The organism is Pricia mediterranea (assembly GCF_032248455.1).
In the GTDB taxonomy this organism is placed as follows: Bacteria; Bacteroidota; Bacteroidia; order Flavobacteriales; family Flavobacteriaceae; genus Pricia; species Pricia mediterranea.
Genome location: NZ_JAVTTP010000001.1, coordinates 3,047,719 through 3,068,284, shown reverse-complemented (window position 1 = coordinate 3,068,284; position 20,566 = coordinate 3,047,719). Strand labels below are relative to the sequence as shown.

The 20,566-nt window shown below is 47.5% G+C and carries 20 protein-coding genes; 16 read left to right on the top strand and 4 right to left on the bottom strand.

Features of this window, described 5'->3' with window-relative positions; all coding sequences use genetic code 11:
- Together RQM65_RS12550 and RQM65_RS12545 are read left to right on the top strand one after the other, a co-directional pair.
- Entirely contained in the window at nt 1-5,049 is a 5,049-nt protein-coding gene (locus RQM65_RS12550) for a T9SS type B sorting domain-containing protein (protein ID WP_314015461.1), read from the top strand.
- A gap of 17 nt (nt 5,050-5,066) precedes the next feature.
- Nucleotides 5,067-5,954: a PorP/SprF family type IX secretion system membrane protein gene (locus RQM65_RS12545; RefSeq protein WP_314015460.1), complete on the top strand. Its 888-nt coding sequence runs from the start codon at nt 5,067-5,069 to the stop codon at nt 5,952-5,954.
- Between the two features lie 114 nt (nt 5,955-6,068).
- Here RQM65_RS12545 and RQM65_RS12540 read toward each other — a convergent pair whose 3' ends face one another.
- From RQM65_RS12540 to RQM65_RS12530, 3 genes are all read right to left on the bottom strand, one after another.
- Nucleotides 6,069-7,244: a uracil-DNA glycosylase family protein gene (locus RQM65_RS12540; RefSeq protein WP_314015458.1), complete on the bottom strand. Its 1,176-nt coding sequence runs from the start codon at nt 7,242-7,244 to the stop codon at nt 6,069-6,071.
- Nucleotides 7,245-7,311: 67 nt separating this feature from the next.
- On the bottom strand, nt 7,312-8,190 hold the full coding sequence (locus tag RQM65_RS12535; protein ID WP_314015457.1) for a pirin family protein: 879 nt from the start codon (nt 8,188-8,190) through the stop codon (nt 7,312-7,314).
- Nucleotides 8,191-8,390: 200 nt separating this feature from the next.
- A complete protein-coding gene (locus RQM65_RS12530) occupies nt 8,391-8,597 on the bottom strand; it encodes a hypervirulence associated TUDOR domain-containing protein (RefSeq protein ID WP_314015455.1) in 207 nt (68 codons plus the stop codon).
- Nucleotides 8,598-8,745: 148 nt separating this feature from the next.
- On the opposite strand from RQM65_RS12530, the gene RQM65_RS12525 reads away from it, so the two are divergent.
- From RQM65_RS12525 to lplA, 14 genes are all read left to right on the top strand, one after another.
- Nucleotides 8,746-9,180, top strand: a complete 435-nt coding sequence (locus RQM65_RS12525) for an RrF2 family transcriptional regulator (protein ID WP_314015453.1) — start codon at nt 8,746-8,748, stop codon at nt 9,178-9,180.
- A gap of 153 nt (nt 9,181-9,333) precedes the next feature.
- Nucleotides 9,334-11,139: a cbb3-type cytochrome c oxidase subunit I gene (locus RQM65_RS12520; protein WP_314015451.1), complete on the top strand. Its 1,806-nt coding sequence runs from the start codon at nt 9,334-9,336 to the stop codon at nt 11,137-11,139.
- A 12-nt stretch (nt 11,140-11,151) separates the two neighbouring features.
- On the top strand, nt 11,152-12,165 hold the full coding sequence (locus RQM65_RS12515; RefSeq protein ID WP_314015449.1) for a cbb3-type cytochrome c oxidase subunit II: 1,014 nt from the start codon (nt 11,152-11,154) through the stop codon (nt 12,163-12,165).
- A 273-nt stretch (nt 12,166-12,438) separates the two neighbouring features.
- A complete protein-coding gene (locus tag RQM65_RS12510) occupies nt 12,439-12,723 on the top strand; it encodes a hypothetical protein (protein ID WP_314015448.1) in 285 nt (94 codons plus the stop codon).
- On the top strand, nt 12,710-13,132 hold the full coding sequence (locus RQM65_RS12505) for a cytochrome C (protein WP_314015447.1): 423 nt from the start codon (nt 12,710-12,712) through the stop codon (nt 13,130-13,132). Before RQM65_RS12510 ends, RQM65_RS12505 begins: the two co-directional genes overlap by 14 nt.
- Nucleotides 13,132-13,521: a group III truncated hemoglobin gene (locus RQM65_RS12500; RefSeq protein WP_314015446.1), complete on the top strand. Its 390-nt coding sequence runs from the start codon at nt 13,132-13,134 to the stop codon at nt 13,519-13,521. The genes RQM65_RS12505 and RQM65_RS12500 overlap by 1 nt, the downstream gene beginning before the upstream one ends.
- On the top strand, nt 13,518-13,955 hold the full coding sequence (locus RQM65_RS12495) for a hypothetical protein (protein ID WP_314015444.1): 438 nt from the start codon (nt 13,518-13,520) through the stop codon (nt 13,953-13,955). Before RQM65_RS12500 ends, RQM65_RS12495 begins: the two co-directional genes overlap by 4 nt.
- A gap of 3 nt (nt 13,956-13,958) precedes the next feature.
- A complete protein-coding gene (locus RQM65_RS12490; RefSeq protein WP_314015442.1) occupies nt 13,959-14,870 on the top strand; it encodes a tryptophan 2,3-dioxygenase family protein in 912 nt (303 codons plus the stop codon).
- A gap of 1,162 nt (nt 14,871-16,032) precedes the next feature.
- A complete protein-coding gene (locus tag RQM65_RS12485; RefSeq protein ID WP_314015440.1) occupies nt 16,033-16,221 on the top strand; it encodes a hypothetical protein in 189 nt (62 codons plus the stop codon).
- A 23-nt stretch (nt 16,222-16,244) separates the two neighbouring features.
- Nucleotides 16,245-16,559 (top strand): type II toxin-antitoxin system death-on-curing family toxin, encoded by a 315-nt coding sequence (locus RQM65_RS12480; protein WP_314016833.1) that lies wholly within the window; start codon nt 16,245-16,247, stop codon nt 16,557-16,559.
- Nucleotides 16,560-16,725: 166 nt separating this feature from the next.
- Nucleotides 16,726-17,364 carry a PAQR family membrane homeostasis protein TrhA gene (gene trhA / locus RQM65_RS12475; RefSeq protein WP_314015438.1) on the top strand — a complete coding sequence of 213 codons (639 nt, stop codon included), beginning with the start codon at nt 16,726-16,728 and terminating at the stop codon, nt 17,362-17,364.
- 301 nt (nt 17,365-17,665) lie between these two features.
- The gene (locus RQM65_RS12470; protein WP_314015436.1) at nt 17,666-17,977 is read left to right on the top strand and encodes a cupin domain-containing protein; all 312 of its coding nucleotides are present in this window, start codon (nt 17,666-17,668) and stop codon (nt 17,975-17,977) included.
- A 135-nt stretch (nt 17,978-18,112) separates the two neighbouring features.
- Entirely contained in the window at nt 18,113-18,838 is a 726-nt protein-coding gene (gene ric / locus RQM65_RS12465; protein WP_314015434.1) for an iron-sulfur cluster repair di-iron protein, read from the top strand.
- Nucleotides 18,839-19,075: 237 nt separating this feature from the next.
- Nucleotides 19,076-20,092: a lipoate--protein ligase gene (gene lplA, locus RQM65_RS12460; RefSeq protein ID WP_314015432.1), complete on the top strand. Its 1,017-nt coding sequence runs from the start codon at nt 19,076-19,078 to the stop codon at nt 20,090-20,092.
- A 12-nt stretch (nt 20,093-20,104) separates the two neighbouring features.
- Here lplA and RQM65_RS12455 read toward each other — a convergent pair whose 3' ends face one another.
- A complete protein-coding gene (locus tag RQM65_RS12455) occupies nt 20,105-20,422 on the bottom strand; it encodes a hypothetical protein (RefSeq protein WP_314015431.1) in 318 nt (105 codons plus the stop codon).
- Between the last annotated feature and the right edge of the window lie 144 nt (nt 20,423-20,566).

Sequence of the window (20,566 nt, the reverse complement as noted above, 5' to 3'; positions counted from 1 at the left end):
ATGAAAAACCTGGTCCACCTATCCATTATTTGGATATTACTACTATTTACAAGTTTGACCGTGGCACAGACCGTGGATATGAAGGTTCAACAAGGACCCAACATCGACGTTATGGTAACCGTCGGTTCAGCGCAACTTGATTTGAGCACCTTCGAAAACGACCTTGAACAAGCCCTTACCAACAAGGGACTTCCTTTAGGAAAACTGCGGGTAGAGGCCTTTCAACGAAGCACTATCTCTTCCGATCAGGCCGATGCCAGCGACATTTTTAACAGCTGGAATAAAATGGACTTTAACGGTGCCGAACCTCCCAACCCCCATAATTATCTTGGCAGTGCAGGAGGAGGGCCTTATAACGGACCCTATTTCACCTTTGACAACGGCACCAACCAGATTTTAGCGGACCCTGTAGCCAGGAACTCAGGCAATTATGGAGTAGCAGTGTACGATCCTACGGGAGACGTATCGGACGGTAGTGTTTCCGCCACATTTGGTCTCTCTGGTGACCCATATACCCATGCAGAAGTAGGTTTTATTTTTCGGAAAGTAGATAACGACAATTTCTACGCCTATATCATCGATAACCATACAGCCTGTGGAAATCTAATGAATTATGCTCCTGGAGATGGTTTTCCTGCGGAAGCAATTTTAAAAAGAGAAAACGGGGTGACCACAATTCTAGCCGTAAACACGAATAGCGGAAGGACTGGAACAGCTACTTATGGATGGGACGAGAACAGAGCCGATATGTTTGGCGCCTTTTACAACGGTCAGAAAATCGATTTCAAAATTGACATGTCCGACACTAACATAAAAATCTCCCGTAGAGGAGGCGGTGGCAGTGCCGGTAGCGGTTGGATCGAGTCTTTTAATATTAACGATAACACATTTGCCTCCGGAAGTTATGGCTTCTACGTTCACGAACAACAAAACGCGTATTTCAAAGATATTGAAATAGAGAAACTGGAACTCAGGGCGTTCAAAGACGTACTACGCGAGCCCCAATGGCGAAACAGTGCCCTACGGTTTAACGTCAACCTGGATGATCTCGAAGTGGCCGATTTCAATAACGATTCGGACCTATCGGAGATTTTAATGCGAACGATAAACGAAGACATCCACTACATCGGGTGGGGCGTGGATGGAAACAAAACCCAATTCGAAAGATTTGTATCCCAAAACAATAGTAAGGGTACTTTCATCAACAGAAGTAATGGCAGCTATAGCGGATGGATAGGGGATATGGCCCAATACATCCATGATCAATATCAATTCGGCACCGTAACCGCCGGAAATTATTTTATTGCCGGCACCTCGGTAGAAATAGATGTAACCCCGCCCGAACTCAAGACCAATACGGTGAATGCCAGCTATCCCAGTGGGAGATGGAAGATCACCCATGATGAAACCTTCTTTTCCAACAACAGCGGAAAAGTCTCTTGGAACGGACTCTATTTAGAAGACGTACCTGAATACTATGAAAAAACCGGTAAGTATGACTTCACCTTCGAAGACCTGCCTACGGCTCCGACCACCCTCTTTTTTCACAGAAAACCTTTGGCAAGCTTCACTTATAGTCCGGGTTCCGGAACCATCAACAACACCTCTTATGATCTAGATGGTGGGGCCAACAATGGCATTGCCCAGTCAGAATGGAAGTGGAAGCCCGTAGATGCGCAGGCCGCTAACGATTGGACCGATGGTCAGTTCGACCCCTTCTCGGTAGCCAATGGTCAATACCTCATCATGTTAAGAGTTCAGGACCATCAGGGAACATGGAGTAAACCCGCAAGTGTCTATGTGGAAAAATCAGGAAATTCCGCAGGCAACGAGGATCTGCCGCTGGCGCAGTTCAATATTCTACCGGACGTGCTCTCTACCTACACGGGCAACATGGACATTACCATAGACAACAACTCTTCCGACCCTTACGGAAGAACCCTGACGACGGAAGAATGGATCGTTACAAAAAGAGTTTACGATAATGACGGGAACCCCATAAATACCGAAATCCATAATTCGGGAACCCCTTTGACCGATTTTTCGTCCTACAACAATGAAAGTGCGGAATACATCATCAGTTTACGAACACAGACCGATACTGGAGTGTGGTCATTACCGTTCTATAGAACCTTGACCATTATCGATGATGACGTAAGTCCGACGATAAATGCGTCCCCTGCCGGTGGCAGTATTACGACAGACGACAGCATTCAGCTGACCTTTCAGGATGAGGCTTCGGGTAGCGGTTTTGATGTGCAAAAGTATGTACTGCTTCAAAACGCTACGCCACCAGCAAATGAAGACCCCAGCTGGAGCTCCTGGAGCAATAGCCAATCAAAGTCGGTGTCTTTCTCCTCCGGTGGAAGTGGTTGGTATATCCATTCAAGGGCCAAAGACAATGCGGGCAACGAAGAAACCACTTCATTCGGACCCTATGCGCTCACTTTGGTCGTATCGGCCGAAGATGACCTCGCCCTTACGGATGAAGATACCGCATCAGATCCTATAGATGTACTGTTCAACGACAAGTATGATAAAATCAACACCCCGGTCGTAACTATTACCGCTCAGGGCACAAAAGGTACTGCCGCCGTAGAACTTGATAATACCATTGTATATACCCCTGCAGAGAATGAAACCGGTACCGACCGTATCACCTACGAACTAGACGATAATGGGACCACGGCCACAGCCGAAATTACGATTTCCATTCAAGCGGTAGATGACCTTCCGGTGGCCGTTGGCGAAAGTTTCGATCTCGATGAAAATGCGACCTTGAATCAAGACGTATCGACCAATGACATAGAAGTCGATGGCGACGCCAGAACCTATTACGAAATGGACGGTCCCTCGCACGCAAGTTCATTTACCTTTAATACTGACGGGACATTCACCTATATACATAACGGGGACGAGGTCGCGACGGATAGTTTCACCTATCGTTTTGAGGATGCAAATTCATTTTCGAATACAGTTACCGCAACGCTGAACATCACCTTGTTGAACGATGCCCCTGAAGGTGGGAATGCATCACTGGAAGTAATCGAAGATGTAGCTTTCGGTTTTTCGGCGTCCGATTTTACCTTCACCGACGATGACCTCAACGATGCCTTCAACGGTATCCAGATCTTTAGTCTTCCTGCGAAAGGCAGCTTGATGTACGACGGGGCACCAGTTTCGGCCAATGACATGATCAACGATGTCACCAAGTTATACTTTACGACCGCCAATGGAGAATTCGGAGCAAACTATTCCAGCTTTTTATTTAAGGTAAAGGACCTTTCCGACGCGGTCAGCGCAACCGCTTATAGCGCGGCCATCTCCGCGCTGGAAGATTTCGACGGTGACGGAGTACCTGACAGGGATGACGATGACGAAGATGGGGACGGTACCCCGAATGCCGAGGACGACTTCCCAAGAGACCCTAGTGAGGATACCGATACCGACGGGGACGGCACCGGCGACAACGAGGATACCGACGACGACGACGACGGAACGCCCGACAGTGAGGACGCATTTCCGAAGGACCCCAACGAGGTAACCGACACGGACGGCGACGGCACCGGCGACAACGAGGATACCGATGACGACGGCGACGGAACGCCCGACAGGGAGGACGCATTTCCGAAGGACCCCAACGAGGATACCGATACCGACGGGGACGGCACCGGCGACAACGAGGATACCGATGACGACGGCGACGGAACGCCCGACAGTGAGGATGCCTTCCCCAAGGATTCCAGCGAGGATACCGACACGGACGGGGACGGCACCGGTGACAACGAGGATACCGATGACGACGGCGATGGAACGCCCGACAATGAGGATGCCTTTCCCAAGGACTCCAGCGAGGACACCGATACCGACGGGGACGGCACCGGCGACAACGAGGATACCGATGATGACGGCGACGGAACGCCAGACAGCGAGGACGCCTTCCCCAAGGATTCCAGCGAGGATACCGACACCGACGGGGACGGCACCGGCGACAACGAGGATACCGATGACGACGGCGACGGAACGCCCGATAGTGAGGACGCCTTCCCAAAAAATCCAGATGAGGATACCGATACCGATGGGGACGGAACCGGCGACAACGAGGATACCGACGACGACGGCGACGGAACGCCCGATAGCGAGGACGCCTTCCCAAAAAATCCAGATGAGGATACCGATACCGATGGGGACGGCACCGGCGACAACGAGGATACCGATGACGACGGCGACGGTACGCCCGACAGCGAGGACGCCTTCCCCAAGGATTCCAGCGAGGATACCGACACGGACGGCGACGGCACCGGCGATAACGAGGATACCGATGACGACGGCGACGGAACGCCAGACAGCGAGGACGCCTTCCCCAAGGATTCCGACGAATCTAAAGACAGTGATGGAGATGGCATAGGTGACAACTTCGATACCGACGATGATAACGATGGCCAAGAAGATATCGATTCCGATGGCGACGGTACCGGCGATACAGTCGATGACGATGACGACAATGATGGTATCGTCGACAGCGAAGATGCATTTCCGTTGAATCCCGACGAGTCCACCGATACGGACGGTGACGGAATCGGGGACAACAGTGATGAAGACGACGATAACGATGGATATCCCGATGAGGTAGAGGTTCAGCAGGGCACTGATTCCAAAGATTCGAACAGTAACCCTATGGACACCGATGGCGATGGAATACCGGATGCCATTGATGAAGATGATGATAATGACGGCGTGGCCGATAGCGACGATGATTTCCCTACTGACGACAAGCCCGTATTAAAACCTGCGGAAGCGTTCACGCCCAACGGCGATGGCAACAACGATACATGGATGGTTCCCGGTATCGATAATTATCCCAATGCCAAGGTAACGGTTTATAATCGATGGGGACACGAGGTCTTTACCGCGGTCAATTACAGAAACGACTGGAACGGCAACCGGGGCTCAAGTTCTAAATTGCTACCGCCGGGCTCTTACCTCTACACCATTGAGTTGGGCAACGGAAGCAAACCCCATAGAGGTTGGATATTCATCAATTATTAACAGCAAAATAGAATAAAATGAAGATTACTAATATATACGCCGCCTTGTTGCTGTTATCTATAATATCGATAGGCACGCTTTCGGCACAACAAGACCCTAACTATACCTTCTACCGCTATAACATGAACCTGATCAACCCGGCTTTCGCCGGAGCTTCGGGGGGTACCGATATTGGACTGAACGTCAGGAGCCAGTGGGCCGGCATAGAAGGAGCGCCTGAAACCCAAAGCCTCGTTTTCGGAACGCCCGCGGGTAAAAATGTAGGTCTGGGTGTTTCCATTGTGAACGATAAGACCTTTATTGAGACCCAAACCTCGATATCGGCCGATTTTTCCTATAAACTGGCACTGAGCGAGGATACCGACCTATACTTGGGACTCAAAGGTGGTTTCACTTCCTACGATGTCAATACCCAAGGCCTTGTGACCTATGGCATTCAGCAAGACATGTCATTGATGGACATCGATGGTCGGTTCACTCCCAATTTTGGAGCAGGGGCCTATTTGAAGCATGAAAGCTATTTTATTTCGTTCTCCGTACCTAAGATCCTGACCCCGAAGCGTCTTGAACGAAATGACGGAGAGGCCAGATTGGGAGCCGATAAGGTGCATCTCTATCTGGCCGGCGGATACGACTTTCCCCTGAACGAGAACTTGGTGCTGAAGCCAAGCACGCTCCTGAAATATGTGAGCACGTCTCCCCTATCCTTCGATTTGACGACCCTTCTAGAGATTAAGGAAAAATTCGGACTCGGGGCCGCCTACCGGTTGAGCGAAAGTGTCAGCGGACTGTTCATCTACAAATTGAATTGGGTGGATCTGGGATATGCCTACGAAATCCCGTTGGAGAGCCAGGTCCGTGATGGCGGCGGCACCCATGAGATTATGATGCACTTGAAATTCTAATCGCCAAACAATGCCATGCCCATGTCGAAAACACTCCTGAACTCATAGGCCCGCACGGTCCAAACTCCGGATAACGTGCACCATTCCGCCGATATCAGACCATGAATTTTCGCTTCAAGTCAACTCTCGCAGGTAACGGGCAAGGTAGTCTTGCTTGTATTTGGACTTATATTGTACGATATATCTTGGATGGTCAAAAGCTACAATGGAATCAAAAAACTGCATCTCGTCATTGATGAGGGTGAGGAATTGGGCGTTTTTCTTGCCCAGCACGTAGCAGGTCCCCGTGTCGATTCCGAAATCGATCTGCGTTCGAAGGCTGGATATGATAAACTCCTTGAGGGCTAGAAAAAGCGACTTATAGTCATAGTAATTGCAATTGACCCAATTGCCTTTTTTGTTCTCTTGCACAAAACCAAGCGGACAAACGGAGTTGATGTAGTACCGGCCGTAGAATTTCTCGGGACCCCCGTACTTTTCGATCAGGTCGTAAATGAATACGGAAGAAGGTTCATGCGTGGTCAAGGTTTCCATTTTTATACCACATATTTCGGATAGCCTTTTGGTATCGGTAAAGGGAATGCCCGTTACCCCCGCCCCCAATCGTCCAGGATTGATTCCGAGAATCAATTTCCTTGGGTTCCGGTCATCGTAGAATTTTCTATAAAAAGTAAAGAGAATGCTTAGGACTTCCTCGTTTTCCTGAAAGGGATTCAGCACTTTTATCTCCTTGGGAAGACTTTTGGTCAAGCGCAAGTGAGAATGAAAATCAATGACCTGGTTTGCAAAGGATTTTTCGATGTCAGCTATCGTTTGGATAATGTCTTGTGCCTCTCTGGACGGCTTCTTGACAGCAGTTACCGAATCCGACCTATGTAGTTGTCTTAGTTGCGCGCCCAGACCCGCCAACATCCAAAAACGGTCTTGATCGTTGGGATAGGATATTTTATAGGTATCGTTATTCGACAATTCCTTATTTTTCTTAAGGTATCGGGGAGAATGCACCACGGCGTAAACATAGTCCAAGATATCTTGACGCTGAAACGTCTCCCTGTACTCATCGCGGACTTCTGGGCTGCGGGCCAGACACACGTTTCCGGCCTCCCCATTTTCTGGAACAAAGGTCAGTCCCAAATTTTTCTCGATATTTCTAATGGTTTCGGCATCGAGGTCAACACAATTTTTTCTGTGTTCTTGCGAAGGTTCCCCCGATCGAAGGAGCACGCTCTTGGCCGCCGAGAAGGTTTCCTTCGGACGTGACGAGCGGTCATGGAGATGGTTTCGTTTCAAAATTAATTCGATTAACGTTCTTGCTGCCGTCCCATATTATAGGGGACTGTTTTGGGCTTTTTGAAGCTCATCCCTCCAAATACCCGAACTTTCCGGTATTGAAATCGTTGAAGGCCTGTTTCAGCTCTTCCCGGGTGTTCATGACAAAGGGCCCTTGCGCGGCAACGGGCTCGTCGATGGGTTCCCCGCTCAATACCAACACTACGGCATCGTCCGTAGCTTCTATGTCAAAGCTTTCACCATCGTTGGCCATTAAAGCCAAATGGTCCGTGGGCACCGCCGACTCTCCGTTGACCTTAACACTTCCCTCGAGCGCCAACAGCAGCGTATTGTATTCGGACGGAAACTGAAAATCAGCTTTTCCTCCCTTGTTCAATTTGGCATTGAACATATGGATCGGCGTGAACGTACTGGCGGAGCCTTTGACCCCTTGGTACTCACCGGCGATGACCTCAATATTCCCTGCTTCGTCGGCCAGTTCGTAACGGTTGATGTCCGCGTATTTTATGGCCTGATATTTTGGATCGGATTTCTTATCCTCAGCGGGAAGGTTGACCCAAAGCTGTACCATTTGAAAATCGCCGCCCGTCTTGCTCCATTCCTCTTCATGATATTCTTTGTGCAGCACTCCTTTTGCCGCGGTCATCCATTGCACGTCGCCTTCCCCAATGACACCTCCGCCACCACTGCTATCGTGATGGGCAACCTTGCCCTTGTATGCTATGGTCACGGTCTCGAAGCCTTTATGTGGATGTACCCCGACTCCCCTCGGAGTATCGGAAGGCGGGAATTCGTAGGTTGAATTATAGTCCAACATAATAAAAGGGTTCATGCGCTGCATGTCCATCCGAAATCCGCTTGGAATAAAGTTGTGTACCCTAAACCCGTCGCCGACAAAATGCGGCGTTTTCGGGGCTGCTACCAATTCTACTGTTTTTGTTTTCATGTTCTCATAATTTTATTAGGAACAAAACTATCCCAATAAAATCGACATTCATTACTATATAATAAGAACTGCCGACCCATGGTTTTTTTCCGCTAGCTCCCGACGGACACGGCTCAGACTTTCAGGGGCGATGCCCGAATAGGATGTCTGCCGCCATTCCCTGTGATACGTGCAGCATGACATCGGGATAAAGTCGGGCATCATACCTTTGAAAGGGCCGAGCCCTTGTGCGCGGCTATATGGTCTGATTTGTCACTTTTTATCTCGTATTGCGGGTCATCTTCACTGGCCCGGTGGGTATGTCCCTTATAATCGAAATCCGAATGATGCACCTTGATGATCTTGCCCGATACCTCTCCGGCTTCCGAGTTCCACTGCACGTGGTCGCCTTTCTTGAAAAGTTTCATGATCGTTTTGTTTGGTTTTTTCCATTTCTTGTGCAATCTTGCACACCCTACGAATTTAACGGTAAAGATCCAACGCTGCAAAATATAATTCGGATAAATTTATCCGAATTATATTAAAATCCTATCTTTGTCCAAAAGCTGTTAACGAATGTTTTCCAAAGCCTGCGAATATGGGATTAAAGCTGCCATCTACATCGCCATGCAATCCTTGCAAGGCAGAAGGGTCAGTTTAAAAGAAATCGCAGAGAAGGTAGATTCTCCCGTAGCTTTTACAGCAAAGATCTTGCACCAATTGGCCAAAAACGACCTTCTTGTCTCCACCAAAGGTCCCACTGGCGGATTCGAGATCGAAAAGGAAAGAATTGATCAAATAAAATTGGCCGACATTGTGTTTGCCATCGATGGGGACTCCATTTACGAAGGGTGTGGACTTGGGCTCAAAAAATGCAATGCGGAAAAACCTTGCCCCGTGCATGATAAATTTGTGATCGTTCGTGACGAATTAAAACTTATGCTGCAAAATACCAGTCTGTACGAATTGGCAACCGGACTTGAAGTAGGACTGACATTCCTTAAGAGGTAAGTTTTTTTACGCCTATTTAAGATAAAAAGGTGATAATATAAATAATTAACGCTCCAAAGTAATTATTGCAGGCTGTGCCACACCATATCGCTTAAATTACTTTTAGGAAAGGCTCAAACTGAAACACCAAGCATGACAAACGGGTCAAACAAAATGAAAAAAGCTGCGATATCCTTAGGACTGTCGATTGCGCTATTCCCCGCTTCAGGATGGGCACAGGCAGAACCCATCTCCTCGGATAATTGGATTTCAAGTCCGGGGATAATCGGCACCTTTATCCTGATATTTATCGTGCTCTTCGTTGCGGCGATTATCTTTTTGGCCAAACTCAATTCATACGTCGATACGTTAAAGTACAGACAGTTCGATAAGAAAAAAATGGAGTTCGATGAAGAATTGATGGCGCTGGAACCAGGGGAGATCGACGACATTCTCGATAAACGAAAAAGAGCATTGAGATACAAATTGACCGGTACGGAACTGGGCGGCAACGAACGGGTGGTGGATGAAAAGGGCCTGGTAAACCGGGTCACTCACGAACCGGAGAATCCGCTGGTCGATGAGAAGAAGAAAACACCCATTGAAATCGAGACCCCGGAACAGCTCAAGAAAATCGTGATCTATTACTTGGGCGCCGCCGTGTTTTGGCTCGTTTTCGGCACATTGGTAGGTCAATACGTGGGCATGAAGTTCGTCTGGCCCGAGATGGACAGCGTGTCATGGCTCTCTTTTGGCCGCCTCCGCCCCGTGCATACCAATGCCGTTTTTTGGGGATGGACATCCTTGGCCATGATCGGACTAGGCTATTTCGTGATCGCACGGACTTCCAATACCAAAATCTATAGTTATAAGGCAGCTTCCTGGGCCTGGATATTGATCAATCTGACCGTGCTTTTGGGTACCATAAGCCTTATGGCGGGCATCAACAATGGTGGAGGGGAATACCGGGAGTACATTTGGCCGGTCATGCTGCTTTTCGCCGTCGGCCTCGTCATTACGTTCTGGAATTTCTACAAAACCGTGGCCACCCGGACGATATCGGACATCTACGTGTCCAACTGGTACATCCTCGCGGCCTTGATCTGGACCATCGTATTGTGGGCGATCGGGTATATGCCTTTCTTTCAGAACGGTCTCGGCGAGACTGTAATCCAAGGCTACTATATGCACCAAGGGGTGGGCATGTGGTTTATGACCTTTACTCTCGGCCTGATCTATTATTACTTGCCCTCGGCCTTGAATAAGCCGATTTATTCCTATTCGTTGGGCGTACTGGCGTTTTGGACGCAAATGTTGTTCTATACCATGATCGGTACGCACCATTTCGTGTTCAGTCCCCTCCCCTGGTGGCTGCAGACGACCGCGATCGTTTTCAGTGCGGGCATGTTCATTCCGGTAGTGGCGGGTACCACCAACTTTTTGATGACCATGAAGGGCAGTTGGAGCCATATTTCGAAAAGCTACGTACTTCCCTTTTTTTTGGTGGGTGTCATCTTCTATTTTGTCGGTTCGACACAAGGTAGTTTGCAAGCCTTCCGGTTTACCAACTACGTTTGGCATTTTACCGATTTTAATGTGGCGCATTCGCACATGACCATGTACGGAATTATTGCTTTTGTACTTTGGGCCTGTTTTTATACCATTTTACCCAAGTTGACCGGCAAAGAGCCTCCCCAGATTTTCGTAGGCGCACATTTTTGGATGGCATTTCTCGGTCTTTTTGCCTATATGGTATCCCTTATGGCCGGTGGTACTTACAAGGGATTGAGCTGGATAGACGGAAACGCGTTCATCGAATCGGTTATTTTGATGAAGCCCTACTGGGTCTGGCGTGCCATCGGGGGATCGGCCATGTTTATTTCCCACCTGATATTCGCCTATAATTTTTACTATATGGTGAGCAGTAAGAAGCCCATAAAATCTTTGGATGCCCCAGTACTTGAACAGGCAAACCCTTAAAACCTAAACGGAATGTTCGATTTTCATAAAAATCATAGACTGCTGGTCTTGGCTGCTTTCTTGGGGTTTGTCACCTTGAGCTTTATCGTGGCCGTATTTCCCGCTTATCAGATGCAAGATGTAGCGCCTTTGCCCGATCAGCCCGCATTGACAGCCGACGAGCGCGAGGGATTGCACGTGTATATCGACCAAGGTTGTGTGGCCTGCCATACCCAGCAGGTACGGAATATAGAAATGGACAATGTATGGGGCAATCGACCTTCCATTCCCTCGGATTATTATTACAGTAAGGAGCGGATGGATGTTTGGCGGCAGTCGCCTTCCCTCTTGGGAAGTGAGCGCACCGGACCCGACCTCACCGATATCGGGCGACGGCAATCCAGTCAGGACTGGCATTTGTTACATCTTTTTAACCCGCGGTCGGTGGTCGGCGAATCGGTGATGCCGTCGTATCCGTGGCTGTTCGAGGTGGTAGACAGTAGCTCGGTAAGGGAAGACGATGTGGTGGTCAACCTACCGGACGCCTTTGCGGCCCCGTCAGGGCAAGCGGTCGTTGCCAAAGAGGAGGCCATGCAACTGGTCGCCTACCTACAATCGTTAAAGCAAACCGAACTGCCCGATGGCCGTACGGAGGAATTCATCCCAGCCTTGCGAAAAATACAGACGCAGGGAATGGGCGACGAGGGAAAAAGTATGGGACTGGATGGTGGGAGTCTCTACAAGCAGGCCTGCGCGGTCTGCCATCAAGATAATGGGAAAGGGGTGGCCGGCGCGTTCCCTCCCTTGGCAGGCAGCGAGATCGTCAATGACGAAGATCCCGAATTAATGATCAAGATCATATTGCAGGGGTACGATGCCCGAAGCGAATATTCCGTGATGCAGGCCTTCGCCGACCAGCTTTCCGACGCGGAAATTGCAGCCATCGCCACACATGAACGCAGCAGCTGGGGCAACAGTGCTTCCGAAGTCACGGAAGAAGACGTCAAAAAGATCAGGGACTTTATCGAACAGGGAGCGACGCAATAATGAATAGGGAACTACCATGAAAGCTGTAGGGGCAACCCCGAAAATGGACTTGACTTAAGACTTTAGGACATAGGATACAAGGATGTAGGATGTAGGATGTAGGATGTAGGAATGAAAATAATGATCGTGAAAAACAATCCTCGGCCATGTAGCCGTATTGCAATAGAACAGCTTGTGCAGATCGGGTCATAAGATGGCACCTTGTCTTGCGTCACGCCTTAACAGTAGCACTTTATTCCCACGGGAATCGTGGGAGCACTAAAAAATAGGAATATGAACAAACAGATTATCACAACGCTGTTCCTCTTGGCCTATGGTCCGGTGGCATTGGCCTGCGATCTCTGCAAGGAGAACCAGCCCAGGGGATTGGAAAATATTACCCACGGAGCGGGCCCTTCGGGAAATATGGACTATATCATTACCTGGTCGGCGGTCGTTATCGTGGCATTCACCTTGTTTTTCAGCGTCAAATATCTGGTGCGGCCCAAAGAGAACGATCCCGACCACATCAAGAACATCGTATGGGACAAAAATTACGGCGATCATGGAGGACAATAGGATCATAAAAGTTTACTTGGACGATGAGCCCCGACCCTTTGCGGAATTCTCGCCTCCGGTCAAGTTCGTGCTAGACACGACCAAGATACCCGATGGCAAACATTCCCTTAAGATCGTAGCCCGATCCTCGAGCAATGTCGAGGGCATTCGGATTATTCCCTTTGAAGTGCGAAACGGTCCCGAGATTTCGGTAGTAGGCCTGAAGAAAAACGAGGTAATCGATACCCAAGTTCCCATTACTATAAACGCCTACGGCAGTGAGACCAAAGACTCGTTCGTAATCAAGGGGTCGGAAACCCCGCAGGCCATTCCCGCCTGGGTGTGGGCCTTGATTATCGCCTTTGGCGGATTTGCCCTCTTTTACGTTATTATGTACTGGGACCCCGATCTCTACAAATCCTTTTTCTGATGAAGCGTGACATACAAGAGTTCGAAGATGTGAAGCTTTTAGTGGATTCGTTCTATGCCAAGATACGGAAAGACGAACTGTTAGGCCCTATCTTTAATGATATTATCCAAGATCGATGGCCGGTACATCTGGAAAAAATGTACACCTTCTGGCAAACCGTCCTGCTGGGCGAACATACGTATTACGGAAACCCCTTTATGCCCCACGCAGACCTGCCCGTGGAGAAACAACATTTTGATCGATGGCTCGATCTGTTCTATCAAACCCTACTGCAGCATTTCGAGGGCGAAAAAGCGGACGAGGCCAAATGGCGCGCATCGAAGATGGCGGAAATGTTCCAAATTAAAATAGCAAATTTCAGAAGTTCCGGCTCAAGACCTTTAATATGACGACGTCCGTAAAATTGCCCTTGGCATCGGCATCGGTTTTTCTATGGCTCGGCTTCGTAGGGGCCATCAGTTTTTTGGAGGCCTGGCTTAAGTTTCTCGCGCCCGGCATCACCATTCCTCTAGGCCTCGGCATAGGCCGATTGGTCTTTAATGCCCTGAACGCGGTCGAATGGGTGTTGGCCGTAGTGATCTTGACCGATATGATTCGGGCCGGCAGACGATTGTTTTCCTCCAAAAATGGATTGTATTTTGTTCCATTTGTGGTTTTGGCAGTACAAACGTTCTGGTTGTTGCCCCAACTTGATGCCCGGGCAGAAATTTTAATCCAAGGATATGAACTGGAAGCTTCAAATCTTCATTTTTACTATGTGGGGATGGAAATTGTAAAAGTGGTTTGCCTTCTTATCTTTGGCATCAAACTTTTTAAAACCTGAACCATGTCCGATACCGGGGAAAACATCAAGAAAAAATACGAAAGCCTGGGCGAAAACCCGGAAACCTACCTAGAAGGCCTGTTACACGCCAAGCCCATTACCTATTGGGACTATATTGAGGTCGACACCCTACTTTCCCTTCAAAGGCCCCGTACCCATTTTAAAGACGAGACCATCTTTATCATGTACCACCAGGTCACGGAGCTGTTGCTTAAAATGATGCGGCACGAACTGGAACAGATCGTCGAATCAGAAAATATCAGTGAGGAATTTTTACTGACCAAGATCGGAAGGGCCAACCGCTATACCACCATGCTCATCACTTCCTTCGATATCATGAAAGACGGGATGGATTATGATGACTATAATGAATTCCGGAAAACCCTTACTCCTGCCAGTGGCTTCCAAAGCGCCCAGTTCCGGTATATCGAAATTCTATGCACCCGCTTGAAAAACCTGGTCAACGATGCGGGCAAGAAAAGGCTTCCCTCCCAACCCACCGTGGCACAATACTTCGAACATATTTATTGGCAGGATGCGGGACTGGACCGAAAAACCGGTAAAAAGACCCTGACCATGCGACAGTTTGAAGAAAAATATCTCGAAAGTTTTATCGGTCTTGCCAAAAAGGTGACCGGAAAGACCGTCGAAGATCGGATTTCGGAAGTTGAGAATCCTTCCCCGGCGCTTATCGAAAAATTAAAGGAATTCGATAGGTTGTACAATATCGAATGGCCGCTGGTTCACCTGCGTACCGCCGATCATTACCTGAACAGCAAGGGCGAGAACAAAGCCGCGACCGGAGGATCCCACTGGAAAAAATACCTGCACCCAAAATACCAACAACGTAAATTCTTTCCCAATTTATGGACGGAAAGCGAAAAGGAAAATTGGGGAAAGCAAGCTCCTATATAAAATAGAAAATAGCTCTCACCCCGGTTAGAAGACCAACATGCCCACCATAACTCAATAAATAAGAAATCCGACCCTTAATTTAAGTTAGGTTCGGGTAGTGACCCGACATCCAAATCATTAATCAGTGTTCCAAAAACGTCAAGTATCGCACCCGCTAAAAACGACCAAGAAGGGAACACTTTGGCAGCAACAAAGCGGCATTGAACGAACCATCACGCAAAGCGGCTGATTTATAAAACTATTTATGGGCAGCGGTACGCATGGCTTATCTTTGTACGGCATTCCATACCTTAAAGAAACTCCATAAAACTCCTAAGCTAACGAGCGATACATTTGTCGGAAAATTACACTAAAATCAACCGTCAGACATAATTAATATAGCATGCAGAAAATAGATCATGGTGATGTAAACAAGTTTTTAGTTTCAATTGGAACTGTTTTAATTGGATTAGCATTATTGATTCTTTAACTCTATTTGAAAGAAGATTTTGGTCTTTATTTATCAAATGAACAGATTTCAGAGTTTGAAAAACCTATTCAATCTTTGATATCAAATAAGCAAGCCCAAGTTTCCAAAATTCAAAAATTAATCCCTTGGACATCTTGGTCTTTTAGTCTTAGGGCTCACCTCATGTAGTATTGGATTGGTTCGTTGGTTTAAAAAACAATCGAATGGATGGCTCTGCCACCAATTGACGGAGTGCACCCACACCACCATAAGTACGGACCTCGTATACCGCGGGTTCGCAGTCCATCTTTCCGATTGCTCTTTACACCGATCGGAACTATTCCGTACTTTTTCATAAGGCTACTGATTGTCTTGGGAATCGGTCACCCAATTAAGGAAAATCAATGTTTCCATCGTAATTTCCAGAAGGTCTGCGTTAGGTCCGTTCCCAGTTGTGAGACCTGAGCGGTTTTTGCAACTCGCTTCGTGTAGATAACAAGAAACGAAAGTTTTGTTAGTAAAAGTTTTAGTCCCAAATCCGCCGCAACTTTTATACTCAACCTTAGGGAACATTACCTTGTCTTAAACCCACTATCGATTTCTTTAACCGACTACCACCGATCAGAAGAATTTAAAACCAAAAAAATAGCTGCCGACCGGAATTGAAAACTTGAATCTTAAAATTTCCCGCATCTTTATAGTAAAAATTTGAATATGACGACCGGACAGATTAAATCCCGAATTAAGGAGGTCATCGAGAACATTCCCGATAACGCCCTCGAAGAAATCTTGAACTATCTGGAAGAAATCAAGGGAAAAGCCGAGGACGACATCCTAATGTCCCAAAGACTAAGAAAAATTCTTACCGAAGACAAGGAACTGCTCGAAAAGCTCGCTCGATGATCGATATTGAGCAGGCCTTGTAAATCCATGAGGTTCTAATCGAAAAATTCAGGGGTACGAACGGACTTAAAGATCGGCGCGATCTCGAATCATCATTGAACAGACCCTATACTACTTTCGACCAAAAGGAACTTTATCCGAGTCCAATTGATAAGGCCGCGGCTATTTTAGAGAGTATTTTGATAAATCATCCCTTTGTCGATGGCAACAAACGGACAGGTTATGTATTGATGAGACTAACCCTAATGAACGATGGACTTGACATCGAGGCGACACAAAATGATAAATATGACTTTGTGATCAAGTCGCAAAGGGCGAAATCGATATCGATAAGATAAAACAATGGATTTCAAGCCGAACCAAAAATTAATGTGCCCTAGTCGAGTGGATGGCTACGCCTTTGAATGACGGAGTCCACCCCTCACACCACTCTTTCCATTTACCCGAATATCGGTAACTTTACAAAAAAATCCGGTATATCTTCCTACGGCTTGATCCTTCTTTATGAAAGTCCCTGATCGCGAAACACAAATTCAGATAGAGCTCGTCAATGGCATCGTTCATGGCTTCGGGATTATTTTGGGGATCGTGGGCATTCCGATCTTGATCGCGTTCGCCATTAAAAGCGATAACACCCCGGGGGTCATCGGGGCGGCCATATACGGATTCTGTTTTTTACAGCTTTTTACCTTCTCTACGCTCTATCATAGTTTTCAACATGCCGGAGCCAAGCGTATCTTTGAGATTTTGGACCACATCAGTATCTATTTCCTGATAGCGGGCACCTACACTCCTTTTTTGCTGATCTACATGAACAATGCCTTTGGGATCACCCTGCTGTCGGTATTATGGGGACTCACCGCATTGGGAATCGTTTTCAAGATTTTCTTTACCGGCAAATGGAATGTCGTCTCCACCCTGTTCTACATCGCCATGGGATGCATTCTGGTTGTTGGCGGTCGCACTTTCTTCGAGGCCATTCCAACAACCATAATGACCATGATCGTAATAGGGGGCGTACTCTATCTTTTAGGCGTTATTTTCTACTTGTGGGAAAAATACCCGTACAACCACGCGATTTGGCATTTTTTTGTCCTGGCCGCGGCTGTCTGCCACTATGTGGCCATTCTACTTGCCGTTTAAGTAGGAATGACAGGTGCTTCCGAAAACCGATACGCAATTTTAGCCTGTATTTCTTCCTTGAAACTGCCACGGATCCCCATTTTGCCGATGGGAAATTATGAGATATAATTAAACGGAATTTTAATTCTGATAAATTTGTCCGAATTAAAACTATGTTTTACCTTTACCATCTCAATAAAGAACCAGCCATCCAAATACCAATATTAAAATAAATGATAAAACTATCTTATTACCATCAATAAATATTGAAATCAATTCCATTACAACGAAAAAAGGCATAATCCTACACAAACAGCACCTTATGGAAGTAATAAGCAAACCCGAACTGACCCCGCTGATCGTGGGCGATTCGATAAAAACAATGCTGATCGAGGGTCTGGCCGGAACGACAATGCCCCCGCACCATAGCACCAAAGAAGCCGTAATCGTGGTGCATGAGGGCCAGGCCCTTTTAAAAATGCCGGACAGCGAGCATTTACTGGAAAAGGAATCCGTCTTTGTCATTCCCGCCGGCAAGGAACACGCACTCAGCATCAGAAAAGACTTTAAGGCCATAGCCATAATGGCCTTGGACTCGGAAATCGAATTCATATCAACTAAAATAATCCCTTAATTTTTTAACGTATTATCCAAACCTCCCTATAGACTGACCAAGTCTCCATAAAGTCCACAATTTTTGACGTACCGGAGCGAGAGTCGCAGATTACGCTTAGGAAGTTAACGGTAATGCAACCCTAAACTACATATCATGGAAGAAACACTCGAAAAAACAATCGGCCAAATTGTCGCCGACGATTACAGAAGCGCAGCGGTATTCGAAAAATTCGGTATCGATTTTTGCTGCAACGGTAACCGGGGCATCGATCAGGCCTGCGGAGAAAAAGGTCTTGACGCCGATAAACTTCGAAAAGAACTTGACGTAGCTCTGACCGACGCCCCTGCCGAAACAACGGACTACAAATCTTGGCCGTTGGACCTATTGGCCGACTATATCGAAAAAAAACACCACCGATACGTCGAGGAACGGATTCCGGTGCTCAAGCAATACCTGAACAAGATTAATAAGGTACATGGTGCCAGACATCCCGAACTAGGAGAGATACACGATCTTTTTGTCGCCAGTGCCCGCGAACTCGCCATGCACATGAAAAAAGAGGAACTTGTTCTTTTCCCCTATATCCGCAAAATGGTCAAGGTAAAACAAAACGGCGAAAAGCTGGATGAGCCCGGTTTCGGTACCGTCAAAAACCCTATCCAGACGATGATGCACGAACACGATAACGAGGGGGAACGGTTCCGGCAGATCGAGAGATTGAGTAGTGACTACACTCCTCCCCAGGACGCCTGCAACACCTATAAAGTGGCCTTCGCCCTGCTGAAGGAGTTTCAAGACGACCTACACCTGCACATCCATTTAGAAAACAACATTCTCTTCCCCAAAGCGGAGGAAATGGAATGTCAGCTGAAGGCATAAGAATTATAAGTGCGACTATAAAAGCAAACAAGCCCCCCGGGGCCGAACCAAGCTTAATCCCCCGGCGGTTCGACCTGGGGGCTATTGTTGGCAATCCCCATCGATTCCTCACTTCTCAGGACCGAGCACCAAAGGGACTTCCAATCGATTTTCAGATGACGCTCAGATCGGGCCATTCAAAAATCGGGACATCCAAAAGTTTCAATTATCCTTACCTTTATCCGTTAAAAGGTAGAAATGATTTTTATAGACAACAACGGCCATACCGACCCACGTCTGAACCTTGCCCTCGAAGAATATGTGCTTCGAAACTTTAGTCCCACGCAAGATTATTTGATGTTCTATATTAACGAGCCCTCCATTATCATAGGACGAAACCAAAACACACTCGAAGAAATCAACCACCAGTACGTAGAAGACCACAACATTCACGTGGTGCGCAGAATATCCGGAGGGGGGGCGGTATATCACGATTTCGGCAATCTCAATTTTAGTTTTATCACCAAGCACGACGGAACGCGCCTGAGCAATTTCGAGAAATTTACGGCGCCGGTGATCCGCGTACTCCGAAACTTAGGCCTAGATGCCGCACTTAAGGGCCGTAACGATATTCAGGTGGTCGAGAAAAAAATTTCGGGTACCGCGCAGTTCTCTACCGGAAAGCGGATGGTCAGCCATGGCACCCTGCTTTACGATACCGACCTCGGGGAAGTGGTCAACGCGCTGAACGTGAAAATGTCCAAAATTCAAAGTAAAGGCCATAAATCGGTACGCAGCAGGGTGGCCAACATTTCTGACTATCTAGAGCGTTCGCTCAGCATTGAGGATTTTCGAAAATTGCTGCTCGAGGGGCTGTATGAAGGCAACGAACCCTTCGAAGAATACCGACTTACCGCTGAAGAGTGGCAGGGCGTGCGGGAACTGAAGCAAGAAAAATACGATACGTGGGATTGGAATTATGGCCGCTCGCCCAGGTTCAATATCCAGAGAACCAAACGCTTTCCCTTGGGGGAAGTGGACCTACGGATCTTTGTTGAAAAAGGACGTATCAAGGATTTTAAAATCTATGGGGATTTCTTCGGAAAAGAACCTTTGGAAGACCTGGAAAAACTCTTTCTTGGAATCCGATATATAAAAGAGGATATTTCCAGCGTACTTCAGGAGATTTATATCACCCCCTATTTCGGCAGCCTCCCTAAAAACGATTTTATCGATTTGATCTATGGCGAAGACGAGGAGGGTGTTAAGATTTGAGCGCGCCGCGACTTAGAGCACGACTCCTAATTCCTTTTTCAAGGCGTGACGTCCGTTGTCGGTGACGATAAGTTCCCGGGAAGATTCTATCTTCTCGAACCAATCTTTTTCCAACATTTTCTCCAACAGCGCACTTCCTATCGGACCGGCCAAGTGCGGCCTTCGTTCCGTACGATCAAGACATCGACGCGCCAGCGGACGACGTTTACCATAGTCAATCTGGCAAACGTCGAATTGGGAAAGCCAATGCCAACCTTTTTCTGTGATTGAATAGCTAGTTTTCGACTTTTTCAAAAAATCACGTTCTTCCATCGCTTCGGTAATTGCCACTCCGACATATCCTGCCCTTTCATATTTACAAATTGATACTAGTGTTCACAGAGGGCATACTGGTGTACAACCCCATCTTTGCCTAGATTTTTCTTGCCCGCTACAATAAGGAATGCCTGAAAAAATGTCGGCTTTTTGTTTCAA

What these genes read in the sequence shown, in the direction of transcription:
- RQM65_RS12550 (WP_314015461.1), top strand. Translation starts at nt 1, where the DNA reads ATGAAAAACCTGGTCCACCTATCCATTATTTGGATATTACTACTATTT.
- RQM65_RS12545 (WP_314015460.1), top strand. Translation starts at nt 5,067, where the DNA reads ATGAAGATTACTAATATATACGCCGCCTTGTTGCTGTTATCTATAATA.
- RQM65_RS12535 (WP_314015457.1), bottom strand. Translation starts at nt 8,190, where the DNA reads ATGAAAACAAAAACAGTAGAATTGGTAGCAGCCCCGAAAACGCCGCAT.
- RQM65_RS12530 (WP_314015455.1), bottom strand. Translation starts at nt 8,597, where the DNA reads ATGAAACTTTTCAAGAAAGGCGACCACGTGCAGTGGAACTCGGAAGCC.
- RQM65_RS12525 (WP_314015453.1), top strand. Translation starts at nt 8,746, where the DNA reads ATGTTTTCCAAAGCCTGCGAATATGGGATTAAAGCTGCCATCTACATC.
- RQM65_RS12520 (WP_314015451.1), top strand. Translation starts at nt 9,334, where the DNA reads ATGAAAAAAGCTGCGATATCCTTAGGACTGTCGATTGCGCTATTCCCC.
- RQM65_RS12515 (WP_314015449.1), top strand. Translation starts at nt 11,152, where the DNA reads ATGTTCGATTTTCATAAAAATCATAGACTGCTGGTCTTGGCTGCTTTC.
- RQM65_RS12510 (WP_314015448.1), top strand. Translation starts at nt 12,439, where the DNA reads ATGAACAAACAGATTATCACAACGCTGTTCCTCTTGGCCTATGGTCCG.
- RQM65_RS12505 (WP_314015447.1), top strand. Translation starts at nt 12,710, where the DNA reads ATGGAGGACAATAGGATCATAAAAGTTTACTTGGACGATGAGCCCCGA.
- RQM65_RS12500 (WP_314015446.1), top strand. Translation starts at nt 13,132, where the DNA reads ATGAAGCGTGACATACAAGAGTTCGAAGATGTGAAGCTTTTAGTGGAT.
- RQM65_RS12495 (WP_314015444.1), top strand. Translation starts at nt 13,518, where the DNA reads ATGACGACGTCCGTAAAATTGCCCTTGGCATCGGCATCGGTTTTTCTA.
- RQM65_RS12490 (WP_314015442.1), top strand. Translation starts at nt 13,959, where the DNA reads ATGTCCGATACCGGGGAAAACATCAAGAAAAAATACGAAAGCCTGGGC.
- RQM65_RS12485 (WP_314015440.1), top strand. Translation starts at nt 16,033, where the DNA reads ATGACGACCGGACAGATTAAATCCCGAATTAAGGAGGTCATCGAGAAC.
- trhA (WP_314015438.1), top strand. Translation starts at nt 16,726, where the DNA reads ATGAAAGTCCCTGATCGCGAAACACAAATTCAGATAGAGCTCGTCAAT.
- RQM65_RS12470 (WP_314015436.1), top strand. Translation starts at nt 17,666, where the DNA reads ATGGAAGTAATAAGCAAACCCGAACTGACCCCGCTGATCGTGGGCGAT.
- ric (WP_314015434.1), top strand. Translation starts at nt 18,113, where the DNA reads ATGGAAGAAACACTCGAAAAAACAATCGGCCAAATTGTCGCCGACGAT.
- lplA (WP_314015432.1), top strand. Translation starts at nt 19,076, where the DNA reads ATGATTTTTATAGACAACAACGGCCATACCGACCCACGTCTGAACCTT.